The sequence below is a fragment of the Spirochaetales bacterium genome (genome assembly GCA_016930085.1).
Taxonomy (GTDB): domain Bacteria; phylum Spirochaetota; class Spirochaetia; order SZUA-6; family JAFGRV01; genus JAFGHO01.
This window is the reverse complement of sequence record JAFGHO010000122.1, coordinates 1-19,865: the sequence shown is the minus strand read 5'-3', so window position 1 is coordinate 19,865 and position 19,865 is coordinate 1. Positions and strand designations below refer to the sequence as shown.

Here is a 19,865-nt window from a genome sequence, read left to right as displayed (position 1 = left end):
TCATATGACAGCATCTGTTTTGCATGAGTTTCATCTTATCATGACTGAACTAATGAGAGAAAAACTGCTCAACCTGACAATGTTCGGATCGTGGTGCTCGTTATCCGGTGTCATTGCCGGTATATTGTCCTGTATTGATCCTTTGATCATAAAGGAACACATCTGGGGAAACCAGCGGATGAGCCGGTACCGGGCGGTTTCGGATGATCCCGATGACGGCCGGGTCCACGTGCATGTGTATTTCACCGGGGGTGTGTACCGGAAGATCAAGCTGCTGCATGCCGATTTGAATTTTTACAGTATCGCGCAGCTCCTGCGGTGGCTGCTCGATGTGTTTTTGTCGATGGTTGAGAGATATGGGAAGAGGGTGATTGAAGAATTCGAGAAACGATTCAAGCAATGGAGTCGTGAGGAGAGGAAATTGCAGCAGTCCCCCCGTAGGGAAATACGACAATTGTATAGAATAATTTAGCATCTTCCGGGGCGGAATAGATTAGCTTCCATATACACGAATCATTTTTCGCCATTCTGTATACTGCGTCTATAAAACACATATCCAAACCAGTCCCCCGCTTTGCGCCTATCAACCCCAGTCTCTACAGGCAGCATAATCGTGGCTGTCTACAGGACCAATACACTCATACACAGAAAATGCCAGACAGGAAAGATTCACAACTTATAAAATCAATTATTCAACAGGAACTAAGTAGTGATGGTTTTTATCATTGCGTTTGTCGGCTCGAGCATATCGCATGGAGAAGGTATGGTAGAGTCCCATAAAAATATGACGCCCGGTTTATTCGAACTACAAGCAGCTACACTGAAAGCATTCCTTCTCCTATTGAATCGTCGAGTCGGTGACGCTGACTGGCGTGTCTTCATGCATGGATATTCCGGGATAAGCCGGGTACCATGTACCGCCCGTGTTGTTGCGGATCACGGACCGGTCGATGACGATGGCGCCCGTGTGATCGTTCGAAACAAAAAAAACCGCCGAACCGTGTGCGTTTACCGTATTGTGTTCGATCAGGGTGCCGAAAATACGCAAGGTCATCGTGTTTCCGTCATTGTATATGGCGCCGCCGCTGCCGCCGCCCGGTGTGCCGGATTGGGCCGGGTTGCCGCCCCAGCCGACCGCCTCATTGTATGAAAACCACGAATTGATGATTGTCCATGAAACGCCGATGCTGCTTATCCCCCCGCCGTTTGAACCGCTGTTTCCGTATGCGGCACCCCCACCGAAGGTCGAGTGAACGATGTAGACGGGAAGACCGTTGTACTGGGATAAAGCGCGGATCGCCGCGCCGCCGGTGTCCGGTCCGGTCGAGGTGCAGACATTATTGAAGAACCGGCAGTTGACGACCTTGAACCGTCCGCCCCGAACCCAGATCGCGCCCCCGCCGTCATATGTCGTATCCGAGGTCGAATTGCCGTTGATGAATGTGAGGTTTTGCACGGTCAGTCTTGGATGATTCTGGTTGTCACATTGTGGGGTAGTCCAGACCTGGTTTTGATCGCAGGTGTTCATATAGAGAATCCGCGTCGTTCCGCCGCCACTCAGCGTCACCTTCGAGCCCCCGTCGATGACGATCGCGGGCCCCGTGTCGTTGAAGATTTTTGCGGGTTCGGTGAGCGTAATGGTAACGGGCGCCTCCCCGCAGTCGAAACAGATCGTTCCGCCCTGAGCGACCGCAGCCACGAATGCGGAAGCGGTACAGCTTTCCGGGGTCCCGTTTCCGACAATATGGTCGGGGTCCGAAACATCTTCCTCCATGGCTTCCGGAGGAACGGGATAATTCCCGTCGGGGTTTCCGGCCTGCGGGAGGCCGTCACCGTCATTCGAACCGTTCAGATTACAGGTCATGCAAAATATGAGGGGACAGAGGATCAATACAATAACCGGCAGGCATCGTAACATAAAATTCTCATTCATTGAATATCTCCATTTATAAGCTTATTTTTGCGTCATTATATCATAAATCGGGTATTCCTGCAAACTTTTTATTTAAAGACAGTAAAGCTTTTGTAAATCCGATACGCGGATCTGTCATGAAATACGGATGATAACGGTCGATTCCGGTTTTTTCCATAATCAGCCTTTTCCGAATAACCCGCTATTTTCTCTGAAAAATCGACAGGAAGGGGAGTCCGTGCGCCGGCAACTGTTTTTTTCTCTGGAAATACGATCGGTATGTACTATACTGATACCCATGAGACCACGAACCTTGATGATCGTGATATCGATCCTTGTTTTTACACTGACTCACTGTGTTTCGGCAAAAAACGGGCGGATGCCCCCCTCGAGGCCTTTTCTCATGGGATTTACCCCGCTCCCCTATGACTATTCGATCGAGGCGGTCACCGAAACATACCGCCTCATCAACGGCCACGGCGACATGATCTGCCATCATTTCGACGGCGGTGTTCCCTGGCAGGAAAGCTATGACAATTCTGCATTTCATCCGAATGTGGAGGAGAATATCGGACTAAGGCTCGCTCTGACCGGAAAAGGAAAGACGGTGTATCTCGCCGTCACCCCGCTCACCCTCATGAGGAACGATCTCGCCGGTATGTGGGCGGAGGAAGAGGGAATGGAGAGAACGGGCAGTTGGGCGGGAAAAAGAATCGACGAAAAGGAGGTGATCGCGGCCTACATCAATTACTGCCGGCGCATGGTCGATCGCTTCAGGCCGGCGTACCTGAATTACGGTATCGAAGTGAATATGCTCGCCCATGAAAATCCGGAAATGTTCGAGGCGTATCTCGAGTTTCTGCCGCCGGTCTATAACGCACTCAAGTCGGCTTATCCCGGTCTCGAGATATTCTTGAGTATTCAGATCGATACCTTCGCCGCGCACAAAACCGGGCAGATCGATGCCGTCAAGGAACTGCTCCGGTATTCGGACATTGTTTCGGTCAGCACCTATCCCTTTATGCACTATCCCGATCCCGCGACCATTCCCGCCGGATGGTTTGAAGAGGTAAGGAAATTGGGTCCGTCCAAACCGTTCGCGGTCGCTGAAACGACGTTTCCGGGCAAGGATACGACACTCTCCGGGGGAACGATCCGGGGAAATGAAGCATGGCAGGAAGCCTACATGTCACATCTTCTTGCGGATATGGAACGTCTCGATGCGGTATTCGTCACCTGGTTTCTCGTCAGGGATTATGATGCATTGTGGAAGATTTTCGAACGGCACGGTGCGGCCGAGTTTACCCGGTTGTGGGTCCACACGGGACTCATCGACGGCGGCGGCAGGGAAAGGAAATCACTCACCCTCTGGGATGCCTGGCTCGCGTTGCCGGTACGTGGTTCCGGCGGTTAGTGTTTCGGTAAAAACCATCTCCTTGCGGGAAAGCCGGGTCAGCAGTCGTTCCCGTCCAGGCGTGAAAGCGCGAATATCACGGCACCGATTGAAACGGCCCTGCCGGTGCCGAGTCGCGTTACACCCACCCCCGTGCGGGGCAGCGCGTCGTAAGCGATGCCTTCGGCGGTATCGGGAATCATCGCTTCCCTGACGGTGCCGGCGATAAACTTCGTCGTTTCTCCGAGGTTCGAAAGATTGAAGGCCTGCAATTCAAGCCGGGGAACCGGTGTGCCCGCCGTATGAAGAATCGTCGTGTTCAGTTCCTTCATAAGGGAAGGGAGAAAAAGTGAGGCGGCGCCGGAAAGCCCGCCGCCGATCACGACGAGACCGTCTGAGAGGGTAAGCACGGAAGCGATCGCATCGCCGGCCACTTCTCCGAAGATATTGAATGCCTGTTGTGCGGCCTCCGTATTGCCCGATTTCGTTCCGCAGGCGATCGCGTAGATATCGAACGGTTCCGGACAATCGGAGAGGGAAATTCCGGTGTATTCGGCGTAAAGCCGCATAAGCCCCTCCCGGCCGCAGCTCGCCTCTGCGCAGTAACCGGGCTTAACTTTGTTTCGAAGCAGCCAGATTTCGCCTCCTCCTCCATTATCGCCCGTTATCAGGGTCCCGGCAATGACGATACCGCAGCCGAATCCGGTCCCGAGGGTGATCCCGATGAGGTTCCGGAATTGTTTTTCGCTTCCGGATGCCCTGAGCATTCTGTTGACTTCCGGCAGAAATCCTCCGGTCCACTCGCCGAGGGCAAAGAGGTTGCCGTCATTGTTAATGAAAACCGGAAGCGACAGTTTTTTCTCCAGGTAGTGTTTGAGTCCGACCCCGTCCCTGAAAGCGGGAAGATTCGGAGGTGCGCATATAATCCCCTTTTCGTAATCCGCCGGCCCTGGAAATCCGAAACTTATTGCGGTTGGCTGCTGCTCGATCAGTTGTATCACCTTGCTGAAACCGTTTACAAGGGTGTCGAGGAAATCATGGAGATCGTTCGGGAACGACGGAAGGATAAACGGATCGATCAATTCGTTCTCTCCCTGATACGCCCCGAACACGCAATTCGTCCCTCCCGCATCGAGGGTGAGAACGATCCGTTTGTCGAAAAGATAGTTGCGTAATACCTGTTCTTTATTCATCTTCCGCCGTTTCCATTATTGCCTGCCGGTTGTTTGCACAGATAGCAACCGGGCGCGTGTCGTTCATCGCGCCGCGGCACCCGATACATTATCGCTTTGGGTATTTTACCGCAAATATGACTGTCACGAAAGGTTTTTTTTATTTTTTTTAATCGATTCTCACGAGGTTTTCATTCGCCGAGGGGGGGGTGCCCCATGCGCGCGCCGGATTATTGGATGATTCTTCCCGGTTTTCCGAAAAAATAACCCTGGGAATATTGAATATCGAGTTCCCGTACTTTTTCAAATACCCGTTCATTATGAACGTGCTCGGCGATGACATCGGTATTAATACTTCGGGCAAAATGAGCGATCGCGTATGCGATGTTGTAACTGTCCCTGCTTTTATCGATCTGCCTGATAAAACTGCCGTCGATTTTTATATAATCCGGATGCAACTCGAGCAGCCGGGAGAAATTCGAATGGCCCTTGCCGAAATCATCGATCGCTATTTTTATACCCAGATTTCTCAATTCCCTGATCTGTCCGAAGTGGCTTTCACCGTCCGCCGATTGGATAATTTCTGTGATCTCGATGATGAAGCGGTCCGGTCTGATCCCGAACCGGTCGAGATTGGTTTTGATAAAATCGAAGAGGTAATGATGTTGAAGGTCGTTCTCCGAGATGTTGACCGAAAAATCGTAATGATTGGTTTTAAAGCAATCGAAGCTTTTTGCGATAATACTCCGCGTTATATAGGGAAGCAATCCGGCTTTGATGGACGGTTCGATAAAGTGGACGGGACTGATAATGACTTTATGATGAAGCATCCGGGCAAGGCATTCGTATTTATCGATCTGTTGTGTCCTGTTGTTGATGATGGGCTGGAAAAAGGGGAGGAAATGGTTGTTTTTGATCGCGTCCTTGATATGATTCGCCCATTCGATATTTTCTTTCTGCCTCTCCTCCAGATCGTTATCCGTCACATATTCTTCATACCTGTTTTTCCCGATTTTCCTCCCGCGGCGTAACGCGATATCGGCGTGTTTGAGGAGCGACATTCCCTTGCCCTGAGCTATCCCGATCGAAAAGCCGATTCGCAGTTCAAGGCTTTGATAGGTAAAAAAGTGTTGTGAAAAGATCCTGTTGATGTTTTTCGCAAGACGTTTTACCGAAACAGAATGGGGAAGTGCAAGCAGAACGATAAACTCATCCCCGCTCGGCCGGAAAAGCATTGCCTCGTCGGGAATAATTCCGGCAAGGAGGGCCGCTGACCTTTGCAGAATAAAATCCCCGACATGGTAACCGTAAGTGGAATTGATCAGATTGAAATCGTCGATATTGAGAAGAAGGAGCGTATGCTCCCAAACGTGATTCAGATGCCGGATGAGTTCCTTTCTGTTTAATACCCCGGTCAATTCATCGCTAAATGTTACGACAAGATTTGTTTTGACCTCAGTCGCTTGCTTTTTCAGGAGCATCTGCCTGCACAGGGCAAGTGTTTTTTTTATGGAGTGAGAGTTTTCGTTTGTCACGATACAGCCGAGTCCGCCGTATTCGGTGATTGTGCGATAGGTTTCTTCATCCGGTTCATCCAGAACAATAAGAAACGGGACGGCGATGTTTTCTTTCCGGAGTGACATGATATAGTCAAACCAGTTTTTCCCGTTTATTGTCTGATCCAGAATGATCATATCAATCTGTCCGTTGGCGATAGTGGTGAAAAACGCTTGTTCATCTTCCGTTTCATGGATGATAATATCCGGGAAATTGATCTTGATCGAATGTTTAACCGGCAATAACCGGTCTTTCCGTGAATCGAAAAGAAGTATATTGAGTCTGTTCATATATGACTCTCCTTGCCGCGGCCGGCGGAATAACATATTCCCTTTCATAAAAGTAAACGGAAAGAAGCAGGTTTTCCGGTATATGAAAGTCTCCTCTCACAGTAAAAGATATTTGGAGGAAGCTTTCAATAAGGAAATCCCTGATTCGGGGGGGTATATTTTCCTTAAACGGACACGGGGCTGAAATCCTTTGTCAGGGTGTCCGTGTCCGTTTTGAGTTACAATCCATCTGCAAAAGGAAACGTCCTCAGAAAGCCGTTTTTTTCAATTAATGGAAGAAAATCAGGTTTTTCGAAGTATCATATAAGGGATATCCTGATTGTGAATCCGTTTCACTCTCGATTATTATTCAATTTATATGAGAAGGAAGAGGTATTGAGTTGATTAATCGGAAAGAACTCCTACTATAAAAGGTAAATAAGGAGTTCCCTGATGAAATATATAAGGAATATCGCAATGGTTTCAATCATGGTGGTTGTCGTAGCCTGTTTTCCAAAGGTAAAGCATGGAAACGCATCGTATGGCGGCAGCCTCGTCATCGCCGCGCTTTCCGGTATTGCCGATCTCAATCCCCTGCTTTATATCCGCTCCGATGCCACCTGTGTCGGATGGCTTCTCTACAGCGGGCTCGTAAAACTCAATGAAAAGGAAGAACCAGTACCCGATATCGCGGAACGATGGGAAATATCCGAAGGCGGACTTGCCTTTACCTTTTTTCTCAGGAGAGGGGTCTTGTTTCATGATGGCGTCGAGTGTACGGCAGAGGATGTCGTTTTCACGTTCGATACAATAAAAAACCCCGAGGTCGACTCTCCTCTCCGCACGACCTACGATGTCATAGACTCGGTCGAGGCGGTCGATCCGTATACGGTCCGTATACGACTCAACAAGATATGCCCTTCTATTTTTATCCTCCTTTTAAAAGAAATAGTCCCGAAACATCTTTTTGCAGAAGAGGATATAAGGCACTGTGATTTCAATGAAAAGCCCGTTGGAACAGGACCGTATCTCCTGAAAAAACGAAATTCCCATGAGGTCGTTCTCGAGGCGAACGGGGATTATTTCGGCGGAAGGCCCTATATCGACAGGGTGATCTTTAGCGTCTTTCCGGACAAACAGATGGCATGGACGGCCCTGATGCAGGGGAAGGTCGATGTTATCGATGATCTCGACAGGGAGGATTACCGGATCATCGAAGCGGATTCGAGGTTCAACGGACATTTCTACTATGGAACATTCTGTTACGCCCTTGTTTTCAATCTCCGCGATCCCGTGCTTTCCGACATACGGGTGCGGGAAGCGATCTGCCGTTCAGTGAACAAAGCGGATCTAATCGAGACGGCATTGGGGGGGTGGGGGATTCCCGCTAACGGGCCGTTTAACCCGTCATCATGGTCGTGTAATAAAGATATTCCCTCACGCGAATACGATCCCGCGGAGGCGGCCGGGATCATTAAAACACTGGGTTTTACGATATCGATGCACATTGTGACCAGTGAAGGGTATACGGACCTGGAGGCGGTAGCGAAACGGCTCAAATGGCAGCTCTACCAGACCGGAATACTCTCGGAGGTTGAAATTGTCCCGCTCGAAAACCTGTTTGTTGAAAGGGTCTATCCGGGAGATTTCCAGGCGGCCATTATCCCCCTCAATACAGCCGGTGATCCGGACAAATGGACGACCTTTTTCTGGCATTCGAAAAACAGTGACGGCGGGCGGAGAACCAATTACAGTTATTTTCGCAACAGCGAAGTCGATGCACTGATCGAGAAAAGCAATATCACGGCAACTATCGAAGACCGTAAGGCCATTTACATGAAGATAGGCACGCTCCTTGCCGAAGAAAGGCCTGCACTCTTTCTCTTTTTCAGAAAGCAGGTGACGGGGATGTCGTCACGGGTGGGGGGGGTGCCCGAGTATGCGGGAAGCTTCTACTGGTCCGTGAAGGACTGGTATCTGGTTAACCATGAGTCCTGAAGAAAGGAGGAAAACCAAAAAATGATACTTGAGATAATCGATGAAGGGGTTGTTGAGGTCGATGAAATGGTACTCGCATGCTGTGCCGATTTTAGAGGAAGCTGGTGGTGTGAGTAGCTGACGCACCGGAGAAGGTAATCAACACTTCTTTATGGCAAAACAGGTTCGGCGATGTCGTGTCGTCGAACCTGTATAAAATAAATATTGTTCGTATGGAGTTGCAGCATGAAACTCTCCCGTTATACCCTTTTTTTCCCCGGGATTCCGGATAAACATACCTGTATGGTATTCAATACCAAAACCCGCGCCCATATCATCGTCGATCACGGCTTCAGGAAAGATCTCGAAGCCGTCCCTCTTTCCGCGAACAATCCGAATCTGGCACCCGTTCTCCCGAACCTCGAGAAGATGGGATTTATCGTTCCAAAGCAAGTCGATGAAAAGGATATGATCACGGAGTGGTTCGGCAAGATTATGAACTCATCGCGCCGGCTCGATGTCACCGTTCTTACCACCTATAAATGCAATTTCGCCTGTACCTATTGCGTCGAAGAAGGACTCGGGCAGGCTGTGCACATGAATGTCGATACGGCGTTCGGGGTCTGTGCATTCATAAAAAAACAGATCGAACGGCGCCGTCCGGAGGAGGTTGCCCTGAGTTTTTACGGCGGAGAACCGCTTATGAATGTGAAGCCGATACGGATCATCGCCTGCGAACTGAAAGAGTATATCGAAGCAAAAGGAATGTCGTTCGGTTTTTGCATAACGACGAACGGTTCGCTTCTGGTTCCCGAACTCCTCGATGAGCTCATCAGACTCGGACTCAAGGGGATACAGGTTACCCTTGACGGAATGTCTGAATATCACGATAAAAAGCGGCCGTTCAAAAACGGGAAGGGGAGTTTTTCATGTATCATCGCGAACCTTCTGAACGCGGCGGGAAAAATCAAGATTAACCTTTCGGGAAACTTCGATGATGAGAATGTGAAGAGTTTTCCCGCCTTGCTGGATTTTCTCAAGGAGTGCGGTCTGGCCGATAAAATCCAGTGTGTCGAGTTCAAGCCGATTAGTCCCGTGCCCGCCGACAGACAAAAAAAAGAAAAAGGGCACGAAATAGCGTGTGTTTACGCGGAAGGGAAAACGGCAAGGAGAATGATTTCACTCCGTCGGCAAATACTCAAAAAGGGATTTCAATCGAGGAAGGGTGTGGGAATAAACGCCTGCGGCATGATGTTGAATGACGGCATGTTCGTTATCGATCCGGCAGGGAAATTATTCCGGTGTCCCGCGTTCGCCGGCCATGACGAGTTTATGGTGGGAAGTATATATGCGGAGGAGATAGCGACCCTGATTCCGAGGGATTTGTGGAAGCGATGCGTCGATTGCGTCTATCTGCCGCTCTGCGGGAATGGATGCCCTTTTTCGTCCTATGTTCTTTATGGAGATCCCGAAAGGCTGAATTGTCAGAAAAAATATATCGAATATATGATAAAAGAAAATCTGAAACTCAATTGTCAGTTTTACCGAAAAACATAATAGTGGATAAAAAAGAAAAAGCCCCGTACGGCAGTCTGCGAACAAAAATACTTGTCGCGCTGGTCGGTATTTCGATCGTTTCGACGGGGATTACCGGATGGTTTATCATAAATCTGGCGCGGGATGTCATTATCTGGAACATACAGCAGAGGAATGAACAGATAGCACGGCAGGCCTCAAGGGAAATATCGAGGTATATCGAGAATTCCGTCAACAACCTCAAAATCATTTCAGAAACGATTATCCCGGTTTTTTTCGACAAGTGGCTTCTCAATATGATAATCGAGAATATGTCGCTCAATCTGCGGGAGTTCAAGACGATCATGATCGCCGATACAAAGGGAGCCGTCTATGCATCCAGTTCACTCTCAAATAAAAACGCATCCATCACCGATGAGTTTGTCAGGGAACATCTCGAAAGCGGATCGATTACCATATCCCGGCTTGAACTTTACGAAGGCAATCTTCCCTATGTGACGATCGTCTACCCCCTGACAGCCGGAGGCAGGGGCCGTTATGTCATGGTCGCTGAACTCACATTAAGAAGCATATGGGATCTTGTCGACAGTATTACGATCGGTCAGAAGGGTGACGCGTACCTGATCGCTGCCGACGGCACACTTATCGCCTACCCTGATAAAACGAAGGTTCTCAGTAACATCGATTTCCATGAACTTCCCCCGCTTCCGACGTCGGTCCCGCCCGACGGGATATCATGTTTTCAGCATTCAAGCGGTTTGCGGGGTATACTGATGGTGTACATGGAGGTACAGGCGGCCGGATGGTATATCGCACTCAGACAACCGCTCGAGGAGGCGTTTTTACCGGTAAACACCCTCGTGTGGTGGGCGTTTTTAGTTATCGGTGTTCTTTTCGTCGTTATCGTTTTTACGGCACTTTTTCTTACACGCCGTTTTTCACGGCCGCTGGGCAGGTTGATGAACGTGACGCGTATGATTGCAAAGGGAAATTTCGATTACATGATCCCGGTCGTTTCTTCGGACGAGATCGGAATGTTGTCGCATTCGTTCAATACCATGGTTTCGGAATTGAAACAGCGGTCCGAAGCCCTGATCGAGTCGGAAAGCAAAATGCGTCTTATAACAGAGAATGTCAACGATATCATTTTCTCGCTTGATACGGCGGGAAACATTCTCTTTCTTAACAGGCAGGCGGAAATAGCAAGCGGATACAGCCGTACTGTAATGATGAGCCGCCCGTTGACATCCTTTTTGACCGATAAAAGCAGAAAAAAAATCGAGGCATATCTGGGTAAAAGCGTTGCTTCACGGAAAGAGGGAATGGAAGAAATAGGGCTTGTCCTCGCCGCGAAAAGCGGAAAAAAGATATATCTTGAAGCCAAGATTGTGGTTGTCAATGATGAGGCCGGCGAACGCTATTTTTACGGCGTCGCGCGCGACATCACGGCCCGGAAAAAAACCGAAAGAAAGCTGCATGTGTATCAGAATAAACTGAGATCTCTCTCCTCGCAATTGACGCTTGCCGAAGAAAAGGAACGGCGGAATATTGCGGCAAACCTGCATGACAATATCAGCCAGAGTCTTTCATTGGCGTTGATCAAACTCGACATGCTGCGTGAGGTGTCGCCGGTACCGGACGACGATACGCTCATCGAGGAGATCAGGGAGCTGGTCGAAGAGACACTCAAAACGAGCAGATCACTCACCTTCGATCTCAGTTCCCCGCTTCTCTATCAACTCGGGCTTGAAGCGGCGGTTGAAAAACTGACCGAACAAATCGGATTGCAGCACGGGTTGTCGATCGAGTTTATCGCGAACTCACGCACCGGCCGGCACAATACCGATATTGCGGTTCTGCTTTTTCGTGTGATCAAGGAACTGCTGATTAATATCGTCAAACATGCGCATGCTGAAAACGTCAAACTGTTCGTATTAAAAAAACAGGATGTACTGGAGATAACAGTCAGGGATGACGGTGTCGGGTTTGACGGGTGTGATACCGGACGGCTGCCCGACCGGCGGGGGGGGCACGGATTATTCAGTATCAAGGAAAGAATACGGCATTTGGGTGGTCATGTGAAGATCGAAACGATTAAAAACAGGGGAACGGATGTGACCATAACAATTCCCGCACAAAAATAACGCGATAAGGATGAAAGGAGTAATGGGAATAAAAATAGTCCTGGCGGATGATCACAAAATCGTTCGGGAGGGGCTGCGCGCCCTGATCGAGCGGCAGAGCAATATGGAAGTCGTCGGTGAGGCGGATAACGGGCACGACCTGCTGCGTCTCGTTGCCGAGTTGCAGCCCGATATCGCCATTATCGATGTGACAATGCCGGATTTAAACGGTATCGAAGCGACCCGCCAGATTACCTCTATGGACGGTAATATCAATGTGATCGCCCTTTCCGTTCATTCGGACAGGCGGTTCGTGCTCGAGATGCTGCGTGCCGGAGCAAAAGGCTACATCGTCAAGGATTCGGCTTTTTCGGAACTGCTCCGGGCGATCGAAGTGGTGATGAAAGGGGAGTATTGTCTTGGACCGGAAGTTACCGGCAGCATTGTACTGGAATATATAACACAAAAAAGCAATCCTTCTTCAAAAGCGTATATCAAACTCACACCCCGGCAACGGGAAATCTGCCAGCTTCTTGCGGAAGGCAGGTCGATAAAGAAAATATCGTCGAGCCTGAATATCAGTATAAAAACCGTGGAAACACACAGGCAGAATATCATGGATAAACTCGATATTCACAGTATCGCCGAGTTGACCAAGTTCGCGATAAAAGAGGGATTAACCTCACTGTAAACGGGGCGCGGGCGGCGGTCGTGAAACAGCCTGCAATAAGGTAATCAGCCTATAAATGGAATAGGAATATTTCCTGTACCCGAAAAATGAGTTTGACTTATTGTACAGCCTGTCGATCGATGCTACACTACGGTACCGTTACTATATAATGGGATACGTGTAAGGTAAAAATGAATTAAAAAAACGGAGGAAAAAATGAACGGGAAAAAAAGAAAAACCAATAACGCCATCCATCTTTTTATAAGTCTGTTTCTGCTGCTCGGGACTCAAGGAATTTTCGCACAGGCGCTGGGCGATGTCAATAACAGCGGGTCAGTGGATATTGTCGATGCCCTTCAGATAGCCCAGTATTACGTGGGACTCAATCCGTCGGGATTCAATGCCGATGTCGCCGACGCGGATTGTTCCGGTGTCGTCAATATCGTCGATGCCCTTCGTGTGGCACAGTTCTATGTGGGACTCCTCGACGAATTATCCTGCGGGAGTACGCCGACCGGTGTCACGACCCCGCCGCCGCAAATCACGCCAGATCCGGGAACCTCCGCTCCGACCGCTGAACCGGGCACCCTCTATACCGGAAACTCGACATGGTTCGATAACCTCGGAAGTCCTTACGGCGGCTGCGGATTGGCACAGTCGGTCCTCGATACCCAGTATTTTGTCGCCCTGAACGTTCAGGACACCCCCGGCGATTATTCCTCGATGCTGGAGCGCCCGATTACCCAGGCAAACGCGGGCAAAATCGGTATGTTCAATAACGGTCTCAACTGCGGGCGGTGGGTGCGCGTGGTGATAGGAGACTACTGCAACGGCACCAATGACGGCGCGGCGGGCCAGCCGTTCTGCCGCGGCGGTTCCGGGTGGGTCGAGGATACGTATAACGGAGCCGAGCTTTACATGATCATCGCCGATTCCTGCCAGGATCAGAACGCGTGGTGCCGCGACGACCCGTACCATGTTGACCTCGCGCACGCCGCGCTTAATCAGTTCGTGAAGGACGGCCGGCCGGTGGGGGATATGGAGCCCGCCCACTACAACAACAGGCAGGTGCACTGGCAGTTCGTCGAAGCACCGGATTATTCTGGCGACATAAAAATCGGTTTTATCATGAACGCGCAGATCTGGTGGGCGGCGATTGCGATCACACATCTCAGAAACGGCATTCACGGGGTGGATTGTTACGACGGGTCGGACTGGCTCAAAGCGGAGATGAACGCAGATATGGGCCAATCATATATCATCGAACCGACGACATCGGGCGGCTCCGAATACAGAATCCGTGTTTATGACGTAAACGACCGGCTGATCAACGACGGCAGGATTTACAATTTCAGTTTTCCGGAAAGCTGCGGTTCGAACTGTTCTTCCGTCTTCACCGAAGTCAGCTATACCACGGAGTAGTGCAGGCATTCGTCCCGATCGGTAAGTCTGATTGTCACGGACGTGACGGCGGCGGAAACTACCGAAACCGGTGAAAGCTTGGAAATGATATGAAAAACAAAATTTGGCAGGGAGTCATCATCTTTTTTCTCGTTATCATGGGCTGTCGCGTACCGGACGGTATCAGATTCGAGAAAGCGGTCCACGATTTTGGCGAGGTCGAAGAGGGGACGGATGTCAGGCATTCCTATGTGTTCGAAAATACCGGCACGGGAACACTCACGATCGAATATGTTCAGCCTTCATGCGTCTGCATGAGCGCGCTCGGCTGGGACAGAACGGTGAAACCCGGAGAAAAAGGAGAGATTTCCGTACTTTTCAAAACACCGCGATTCAATGGCGATGTCACCAAAACCGTTTTTGTCAGAACGGATTTGCCGCCCCCGTTCGATGAAGTGCGGCTTGAACTGAAAGGGAAGGTCGTTATTCCGATAGAAATCGTACCGCTCAATACATGGCTCGGAGAAGTGGACGGCGATACACCCTTTCTGGACGGCAACTTCGATATCAAGAACAACTCACGCGAGTCGCTTTCCATTCTCGACGTTGTTCCGCCCCGGAATGTACATATCACCTACCGACTGGTTACCGTTTGCGAGGGAAGGCGATATAAATTGTTCTATACGATATATCCGCCCTTCTCCGGAAGGGGAACGGTCGAGATGCGGTTTACCCTCGAAACCGATAATGCCCTGCATCACTATATATACCCGACTTTTTTCTACCATATACCGTCTGATGTGACGTTAAAAAATTAAAAAAGGAGATTATATTTATGGAAAAAAACAGTCAAAAAAATGAATGGAAAATCCCGATATTCGCGGGTATTTTCCTTGTCTGGGGTGGCATCGCCCTTTTCCCCCAGACACTCGGTGACGTGAACGGAAGCGGTTCGATCGATATTGTCGACGCCCTTCAGATAGCCCAATATTACGTGGGACTCAGCCCGTCGGGTTTTATTGTCGATGCGGCGGATACGGACTGCTCCGGGCAGGTCAATATCGTGGACGCCCTCAGGGTCGCCCAGTATTACGTGGGACTCTTGGAGGAATTGTCGTGCGGGGATGAAACGCCGGCACCGTCGACACCGACCCCGGTACCCGCGGTAACGGACGCGCCCGGGACGGAGGCGCCCACGGGCGAACCCGGAGAGCTTCACACCGGGAATTCGACCTATTTTTACAATCTCGGTAGTCCTTACGGGGGCTGCGGCCTGCATCAATCGGAACTGGATTCGCAAAACTTTGTCGCGGTGAATGTCCAGAATTCACCCGGCGACTATACGACATTCCACACCCGTCCGATTTCAGCCGAATATGCGGATACGCTCGGGTTTTTCGATAACGGAAAAAACTGCGGCCGTTGGGTCCGCGTCACGATAGGTGATTTCTGTAACGGTACCAATGACGGGGCAATGAATCAACCCTTCTGCCGTGGCGGAAGCGGATGGACGGAGGATGCCTACAACGGCGCCGTTTTGGATATGATCGTGTCCGACAGCTGCTATGACGGGAACGCCTGGTGCCGGGACGATCCGAACCATCTCGATCTCGCATTTGACGCCCTGAACAAGTTCGTAAAGGACGGAAAAGAGGTGGGGGATATGTACCCCGATCACTACAATAACCGTCAGATTCACTGGCAGTTTATCGAGGCGCCGAATTATACCGGAGATATCCGGATCGGATTTATGTTGAGTGCGCAGATATGGTGGCCCGCCATTGCTATCAGCCACCTGAGAAACGGGATCCACGGCGTGGATTACTGGGACGGTGAAAGCTGGGTAAAGGCGGAGATGAACGGCGATCTCGGCCAGTCATACATAATCGGGCCGACGGTGACAAACGATTGGGAGCCGGGGCGGGATTACCGGATCAGGGTGTACGACGTAAACGACCGGCTTATCAACGACGGCAGGATATACAATTTCTCGTTTCCCGAAAGCTGCGGGGATAATTGCAGCCCCACGTTCACGGAAGTCGAGTATACGGTCGAGTAGGTTGTCCTTAGTTTTACAACAATAGAGCGGCTGTGATAAGCCAAAGCGCATGAATGAAAAAGTAAATGGAACAAAGGGAGCTTAACATGAAAAAAGCAGATGAAAACCGGCAAAACCGGGGACAAAAACGGGGACGGAGCATCCCTGTTGTCATTGGAATGCTGCTTTTGTTCGTTTCCATCACGGCAGCCGGTCAGGTATTGGGCGATGTGAACGGAAGCGGGTCCGTCGATATTGTCGACGCCCTTCAAATAGCACAGTATTACGTGGGACTCAACCCGTCTGGATTCAATGTCGATGCCGCGGATGCGGACTGCTCCGGAACGGTCAATATCGTTGACGCCCTCAGGGTCGCCCAGTATTACGTCGGGCTGGTATCGGAACTCAGCTGTCCAGGCGACACACCGGTACCGGGGGTTACTTCACCGCCGTCGGTCACGAATCCGCCTTCGGGAACAAGTCCGCCGGGCGGGGAACTGTATACCGGAAACTCGACATGGTTTGCCGGAATCGGGGGGGACCATTACGGCGGGTGCGGAATGGCGCAAGCCGACCTGGACACACAGGACCATATCGCGCTAAACGTCCAGAGGTCTCCGGGGGATTACACCACCTTTCATGAAAGGCCGATTTCCCGGGAGCACGCGGACCAGATCGGTCTTTTCAATAATGGCCTCAACTGCGGGCGCTGGGTGCGCGTGGTGATCGGTGATTACTGCAATGGCATCAATGACGGCGCTCCGAACGAACCCTTCTGCAGGGACGGAGGTGGCTGGACGGAAGACGAATACAATGGGGCGGAACTCTACATGATCGTGGCGGACAGCTGTCACGACGGGAACGCCTGGTGCCGGGACGATTACTATCATGTCGATCTGTCGCGGTACTCGATCAATAAATTCATCAAGAACGGGCAGCCGGTCGGGGATCTCGATCCCGATCATTACAATAACCGCCAGGTTCACTGGGAGTTTGTCGAGGCGCCGAACTATTCGGGTGACATACGAATAGGATTTATCAAGGACACGCAGCCGTACTGGCCGGTTGTCGCGGTTTCACACCTCAGAAACGGTATTCACGGGGTGGACTATTATGACGGTACCGGATGGGTGAAGGCGAAGATGAATTATGATATGGGGCACACCTATGTCATTGGTCCGACATCCACATCATCAGAGGGTGTTCCCGGAACGGAATACAGGATCAGGGTTTACGATGCTGATGACCGGCTTATCAACAATGGACGGATTTACCGGTTTGATTTTCCGGCGAACTGCGGAGATACCTGTCCGAATCCTTTCAACGAGGTGTCATACACGGTTGAGTAACCGAAAAAAGACGAAAAACGGGGACGGAGGTCGGCTGTCCGTGCCGGAATGGGGACGGAGGTTGGTTATCACGAAGCAGCCGCAGCACCGGGGACGGAGGTTTGCCTGGCGGCATGTCGGTGGGTACTCTACCTGCTTTATTATTCGGGTTTGGCGACGACCGTGCCTTCCATTGTAAGAACGGGTTCGATGCCGCCGATATTTGTTTTGAGTTTGATTGATTTGGATATGAATCCCCTGAAACCGGTCGTCCGGATCACCCCATAGATACTCCCGCGGGTACCCGGTTTGATAATACGGTCATATTCCTTGACGATCACGCATTCGCAGGATACATAGAGTTCTTCGATAAGGAAATCTTTGGTTCCGGTGTTGGAAATAAAAAAGGTAAAGACGATTTCTTTCCCTTCGACCACCTCGCCGAACTTATAGCGGTCGCCGTCGATGAAAATTTCCGGGCCCTTGCCACCCGTACAATAGGGAAGAATAGCTATTGTGCCTATAATAATGATGAGAATGATCCATAACCTTTTTTTATGCATGTGCTGTCCTCCATTATATGTGACAAGGCAAAGAGAGTAGGATATGCCGGCGACTTCCGCACCACGGTGATCCTGTTGTAAAAACATACATCGTGGGAATAATTTTGTAAAGGAGATGCAGTGCATCGAGTTCACACCAAGCTCCGTCCCCATACCAAGCTTGACGAAACGGGGACGGAGCATAGATTGCGGTACCGATAGTCCAAAGAAAAGCGATGTGTGGGACTTGTATAATTTTATTGATTACCGCTTGACATATTCGGCTGATTTCTCAATCATTACGATATTATATCGACGATAATTATGGTTCCCTGGTATCGACATGGATGAAAAAGAAGGTGATTTTATTTCAATTTCAATAAAACAGAATGTAATCGTTTTTATCCTTTCTATTATACCCTTTTTTATGCTCGTAATCCCGATCATCGATATCCTTACCATGTCAATCGTCATTTTTCCGACCGACGCTTTCGGAAACAGTATTGATGCGCACACCAATCAGAAGCGAGGCGGTAACCCCGAAATCGAGGATTTTACTTTCGACAAGAACGCAATGATGATGACCTGTTTCCTCAGGGAAGGGGTCAGCTTACCAATGATCTTTATTTCCATGTATCTCGACAACACAGGTGAGCCGCTTGATCTCTCCGGTTATGAATCGGTTTTACTGCGGATTACCGAAGCGACGAATAAAAAAGCTGTAATATTCATCAAGACATTTGTCGAGGGTTTTTCAGAAAAAAAACCGATAAATCCCGTTACTCTGAGGCATAACCAGTACATACTCCAACGTGTTCCCCAACAGGAAGAATATTCGATCCGGCTTGAAGAATTTGAAATACCGTCGTGGTGGCGCGATTGCATGAGTGTGAACGGAAAGCCGGTACCGGAAGAAACATTCGATGAGGTTTATGGGTTTGACATGTACTTCAATCCCGAGGAGTCGGACAACACATTCGGCAAACGTGGACATATTACGATCGAGAAAATCGTATTTCATCGTCCGATGTCTTCGGCCGGTATTCTTATCTCCTGTATTGTGGCCCTTTATTGTTTGACATTTTGCGTTATCGTTGCCGCAAAAAAAAATAAACGGGCTGAAAAAAAACTTCCCCGTCAAAAGCCATTGGCAATAGTATCGTATCGGAATAAAGAATTACAACGGATCGAGAGCTTTATCGAATCACATTATAACAATCCGGGGATATCGACCGGCATGGTATACAAAAGACTCGGCATTCCGGCATCGCGTGTGTTCAGACTTTGTCTGGAAGAATATAATTTAACTTTCAAGCAGCTTATCAATACGATGAGGATAAAGGAGGCCAAAAGGCTTCTGCGTGAAACCGATCTCAGGATAATCGATATCGCCCTTAATCTGGGCTTTAATGATATTTCATACTTCAACAAACTCTTCAAGAAACAAGAACATGTATCCCCGTCCGGATATCGGAAAAAGAGAGAATAATGTGTAAGATCTATCCCCGTATAAAGCTGTAAGCTTCGTCACCAAATCAAACTCCGTCCCCATATTCATCGACGGAGGCTAAAAAATCATTGGAATAATCATGCCAGTCATATAGTAATCAAATGTACCGTTCAATTATCAATTACAACGGCATGTGATATTTCTTATGTTACGACAAGGCTGTCTCTATGAAATAGATATTATTTGGGATTAATTACATCATTTCCATGGTATGGTAAAATGAGGTGTGAGAGAAGAGAAATTAATAACGGAGAGATTTTTGGGTGCAAGTTCAATATTTATCTTTGCGCTATATATATTTTGAGTTTAATTTTGTAGTGTGTTCTGATATATTCCCGGAAAACAAAGAGTGAGAACCGCATCCGGCGGGTCCAGAATGTCGTAGCATCCCCGCTTCAAATGCCAGATCCCCCCATATTCGTAGTCTCTTGCATCAC

The 19,865-nt window shown here is 49.6% G+C and carries 15 protein-coding genes; 11 read left to right on the top strand and 4 right to left on the bottom strand.

The features are described 5' to 3' along the window. Nucleotides 1-472, top strand: a 472-nt coding sequence (locus JW881_20460; GenBank protein MBN1699895.1) for a hypothetical protein, incomplete at its 5' end; no start/stop codon positions are given. A gap of 366 nt (nucleotides 473-838) precedes the next feature. Here the strand turns inward: JW881_20460 and JW881_20455 are convergent. Further along, complete coding sequence (locus tag JW881_20455) at nucleotides 839-1,933, bottom strand: hypothetical protein (protein ID MBN1699894.1); 1,095 nt, start codon at nucleotides 1,931-1,933, stop codon at nucleotides 839-841. Between the two features lie 277 nt (nucleotides 1,934-2,210). Here JW881_20455 and JW881_20450 point away from each other — a divergent pair, with 277 nt between their 5' ends. Next, nucleotides 2,211-3,326, top strand: a complete 1,116-nt coding sequence (locus JW881_20450) for a hypothetical protein (GenBank protein MBN1699893.1) — start codon at nucleotides 2,211-2,213, stop codon at nucleotides 3,324-3,326. A 38-nt stretch (nucleotides 3,327-3,364) separates the two neighbouring features. Here JW881_20450 and JW881_20445 read toward each other — a convergent pair whose 3' ends face one another. Together JW881_20445 and JW881_20440 are read right to left on the bottom strand one after the other, a co-directional pair. Continuing rightward, nucleotides 3,365-4,498, bottom strand: a complete 1,134-nt coding sequence (locus JW881_20445) for an ROK family protein (protein ID MBN1699892.1) — start codon at nucleotides 4,496-4,498, stop codon at nucleotides 3,365-3,367. A 209-nt stretch (nucleotides 4,499-4,707) separates the two neighbouring features. After that, the gene (locus JW881_20440) at nucleotides 4,708-6,324 is read right to left on the bottom strand and encodes a bifunctional diguanylate cyclase/phosphodiesterase (GenBank protein ID MBN1699891.1); all 1,617 of its coding nucleotides are present in this window, start codon (nucleotides 6,322-6,324) and stop codon (nucleotides 4,708-4,710) included. Nucleotides 6,325-6,756: 432 nt separating this feature from the next. On the opposite strand from JW881_20440, the gene JW881_20435 reads away from it, so the two are divergent. The 8 genes from JW881_20435 to JW881_20400 all read left to right on the top strand — a co-directional run bounded on the left by JW881_20435 (nucleotide 6,757) and on the right by JW881_20400 (nucleotide 17,397). Beyond that, nucleotides 6,757-8,301: a hypothetical protein gene (locus tag JW881_20435; GenBank protein MBN1699890.1), complete on the top strand. Its 1,545-nt coding sequence runs from the start codon at nucleotides 6,757-6,759 to the stop codon at nucleotides 8,299-8,301. A gap of 225 nt (nucleotides 8,302-8,526) precedes the next feature. Further along, nucleotides 8,527-9,837 carry a radical SAM protein gene (locus tag JW881_20430; protein ID MBN1699889.1) on the top strand — a complete coding sequence of 437 codons (1,311 nt, stop codon included), beginning with the start codon at nucleotides 8,527-8,529 and terminating at the stop codon, nucleotides 9,835-9,837. Between the two features lie 2 nt (nucleotides 9,838-9,839). Then, nucleotides 9,840-11,960, top strand: coding sequence for a PAS domain S-box protein (locus tag JW881_20425; GenBank protein MBN1699888.1), 2,121 nt, complete (start codon nucleotides 9,840-9,842; stop codon nucleotides 11,958-11,960). Between the two features lie 22 nt (nucleotides 11,961-11,982). Then, nucleotides 11,983-12,630 carry a response regulator transcription factor gene (locus JW881_20420; protein MBN1699887.1) on the top strand — a complete coding sequence of 216 codons (648 nt, stop codon included), beginning with the start codon at nucleotides 11,983-11,985 and terminating at the stop codon, nucleotides 12,628-12,630. 195 nt (nucleotides 12,631-12,825) lie between these two features. After that, nucleotides 12,826-14,031, top strand: a complete 1,206-nt coding sequence (locus JW881_20415; GenBank protein MBN1699886.1) for a dockerin type I repeat-containing protein — start codon at nucleotides 12,826-12,828, stop codon at nucleotides 14,029-14,031. A gap of 89 nt (nucleotides 14,032-14,120) precedes the next feature. Then, nucleotides 14,121-14,828 carry a DUF1573 domain-containing protein gene (locus JW881_20410; GenBank protein MBN1699885.1) on the top strand — a complete coding sequence of 236 codons (708 nt, stop codon included), beginning with the start codon at nucleotides 14,121-14,123 and terminating at the stop codon, nucleotides 14,826-14,828. A gap of 17 nt (nucleotides 14,829-14,845) precedes the next feature. Then, complete coding sequence (locus JW881_20405) at nucleotides 14,846-16,069, top strand: dockerin type I repeat-containing protein (GenBank protein ID MBN1699884.1); 1,224 nt, start codon at nucleotides 14,846-14,848, stop codon at nucleotides 16,067-16,069. An 86-nt stretch (nucleotides 16,070-16,155) separates the two neighbouring features. After that, entirely contained in the window at nucleotides 16,156-17,397 is a 1,242-nt protein-coding gene (locus tag JW881_20400; protein ID MBN1699883.1) for a dockerin type I repeat-containing protein, read from the top strand. A 140-nt stretch (nucleotides 17,398-17,537) separates the two neighbouring features. Here JW881_20400 and JW881_20395 read toward each other — a convergent pair whose 3' ends face one another. After that, nucleotides 17,538-17,939: a DUF1573 domain-containing protein gene (locus tag JW881_20395; protein ID MBN1699882.1), complete on the bottom strand. Its 402-nt coding sequence runs from the start codon at nucleotides 17,937-17,939 to the stop codon at nucleotides 17,538-17,540. 322 nt (nucleotides 17,940-18,261) lie between these two features. Here JW881_20395 and JW881_20390 point away from each other — a divergent pair, with 322 nt between their 5' ends. Then, nucleotides 18,262-19,407, top strand: coding sequence for a helix-turn-helix transcriptional regulator (locus JW881_20390; protein ID MBN1699881.1), 1,146 nt, complete (start codon nucleotides 18,262-18,264; stop codon nucleotides 19,405-19,407). Nucleotides 19,408-19,865: the final 458 nt, after the last annotated feature.

What these genes read in the sequence shown, in the direction of transcription:
- JW881_20455 (MBN1699894.1), bottom strand. Translation starts at nt 1,933, where the DNA reads ATGAATGAGAATTTTATGTTACGATGCCTGCCGGTTATTGTATTGATC.
- JW881_20450 (MBN1699893.1), top strand. Translation starts at nt 2,211, where the DNA reads ATGAGACCACGAACCTTGATGATCGTGATATCGATCCTTGTTTTTACA.
- JW881_20445 (MBN1699892.1), bottom strand. Translation starts at nt 4,498, where the DNA reads ATGAATAAAGAACAGGTATTACGCAACTATCTTTTCGACAAACGGATC.
- JW881_20440 (MBN1699891.1), bottom strand. Translation starts at nt 6,324, where the DNA reads ATGAACAGACTCAATATACTTCTTTTCGATTCACGGAAAGACCGGTTA.
- JW881_20435 (MBN1699890.1), top strand. Translation starts at nt 6,757, where the DNA reads ATGAAATATATAAGGAATATCGCAATGGTTTCAATCATGGTGGTTGTC.
- JW881_20430 (MBN1699889.1), top strand. Translation starts at nt 8,527, where the DNA reads ATGAAACTCTCCCGTTATACCCTTTTTTTCCCCGGGATTCCGGATAAA.
- JW881_20420 (MBN1699887.1), top strand. Translation starts at nt 11,983, where the DNA reads ATGGGAATAAAAATAGTCCTGGCGGATGATCACAAAATCGTTCGGGAG.
- JW881_20415 (MBN1699886.1), top strand. Translation starts at nt 12,826, where the DNA reads ATGAACGGGAAAAAAAGAAAAACCAATAACGCCATCCATCTTTTTATA.
- JW881_20410 (MBN1699885.1), top strand. Translation starts at nt 14,121, where the DNA reads ATGAAAAACAAAATTTGGCAGGGAGTCATCATCTTTTTTCTCGTTATC.
- JW881_20405 (MBN1699884.1), top strand. Translation starts at nt 14,846, where the DNA reads ATGGAAAAAAACAGTCAAAAAAATGAATGGAAAATCCCGATATTCGCG.
- JW881_20400 (MBN1699883.1), top strand. Translation starts at nt 16,156, where the DNA reads ATGAAAAAAGCAGATGAAAACCGGCAAAACCGGGGACAAAAACGGGGA.
- JW881_20395 (MBN1699882.1), bottom strand. Translation starts at nt 17,939, where the DNA reads ATGCATAAAAAAAGGTTATGGATCATTCTCATCATTATTATAGGCACA.
- JW881_20390 (MBN1699881.1), top strand. Translation starts at nt 18,262, where the DNA reads ATGGATGAAAAAGAAGGTGATTTTATTTCAATTTCAATAAAACAGAAT.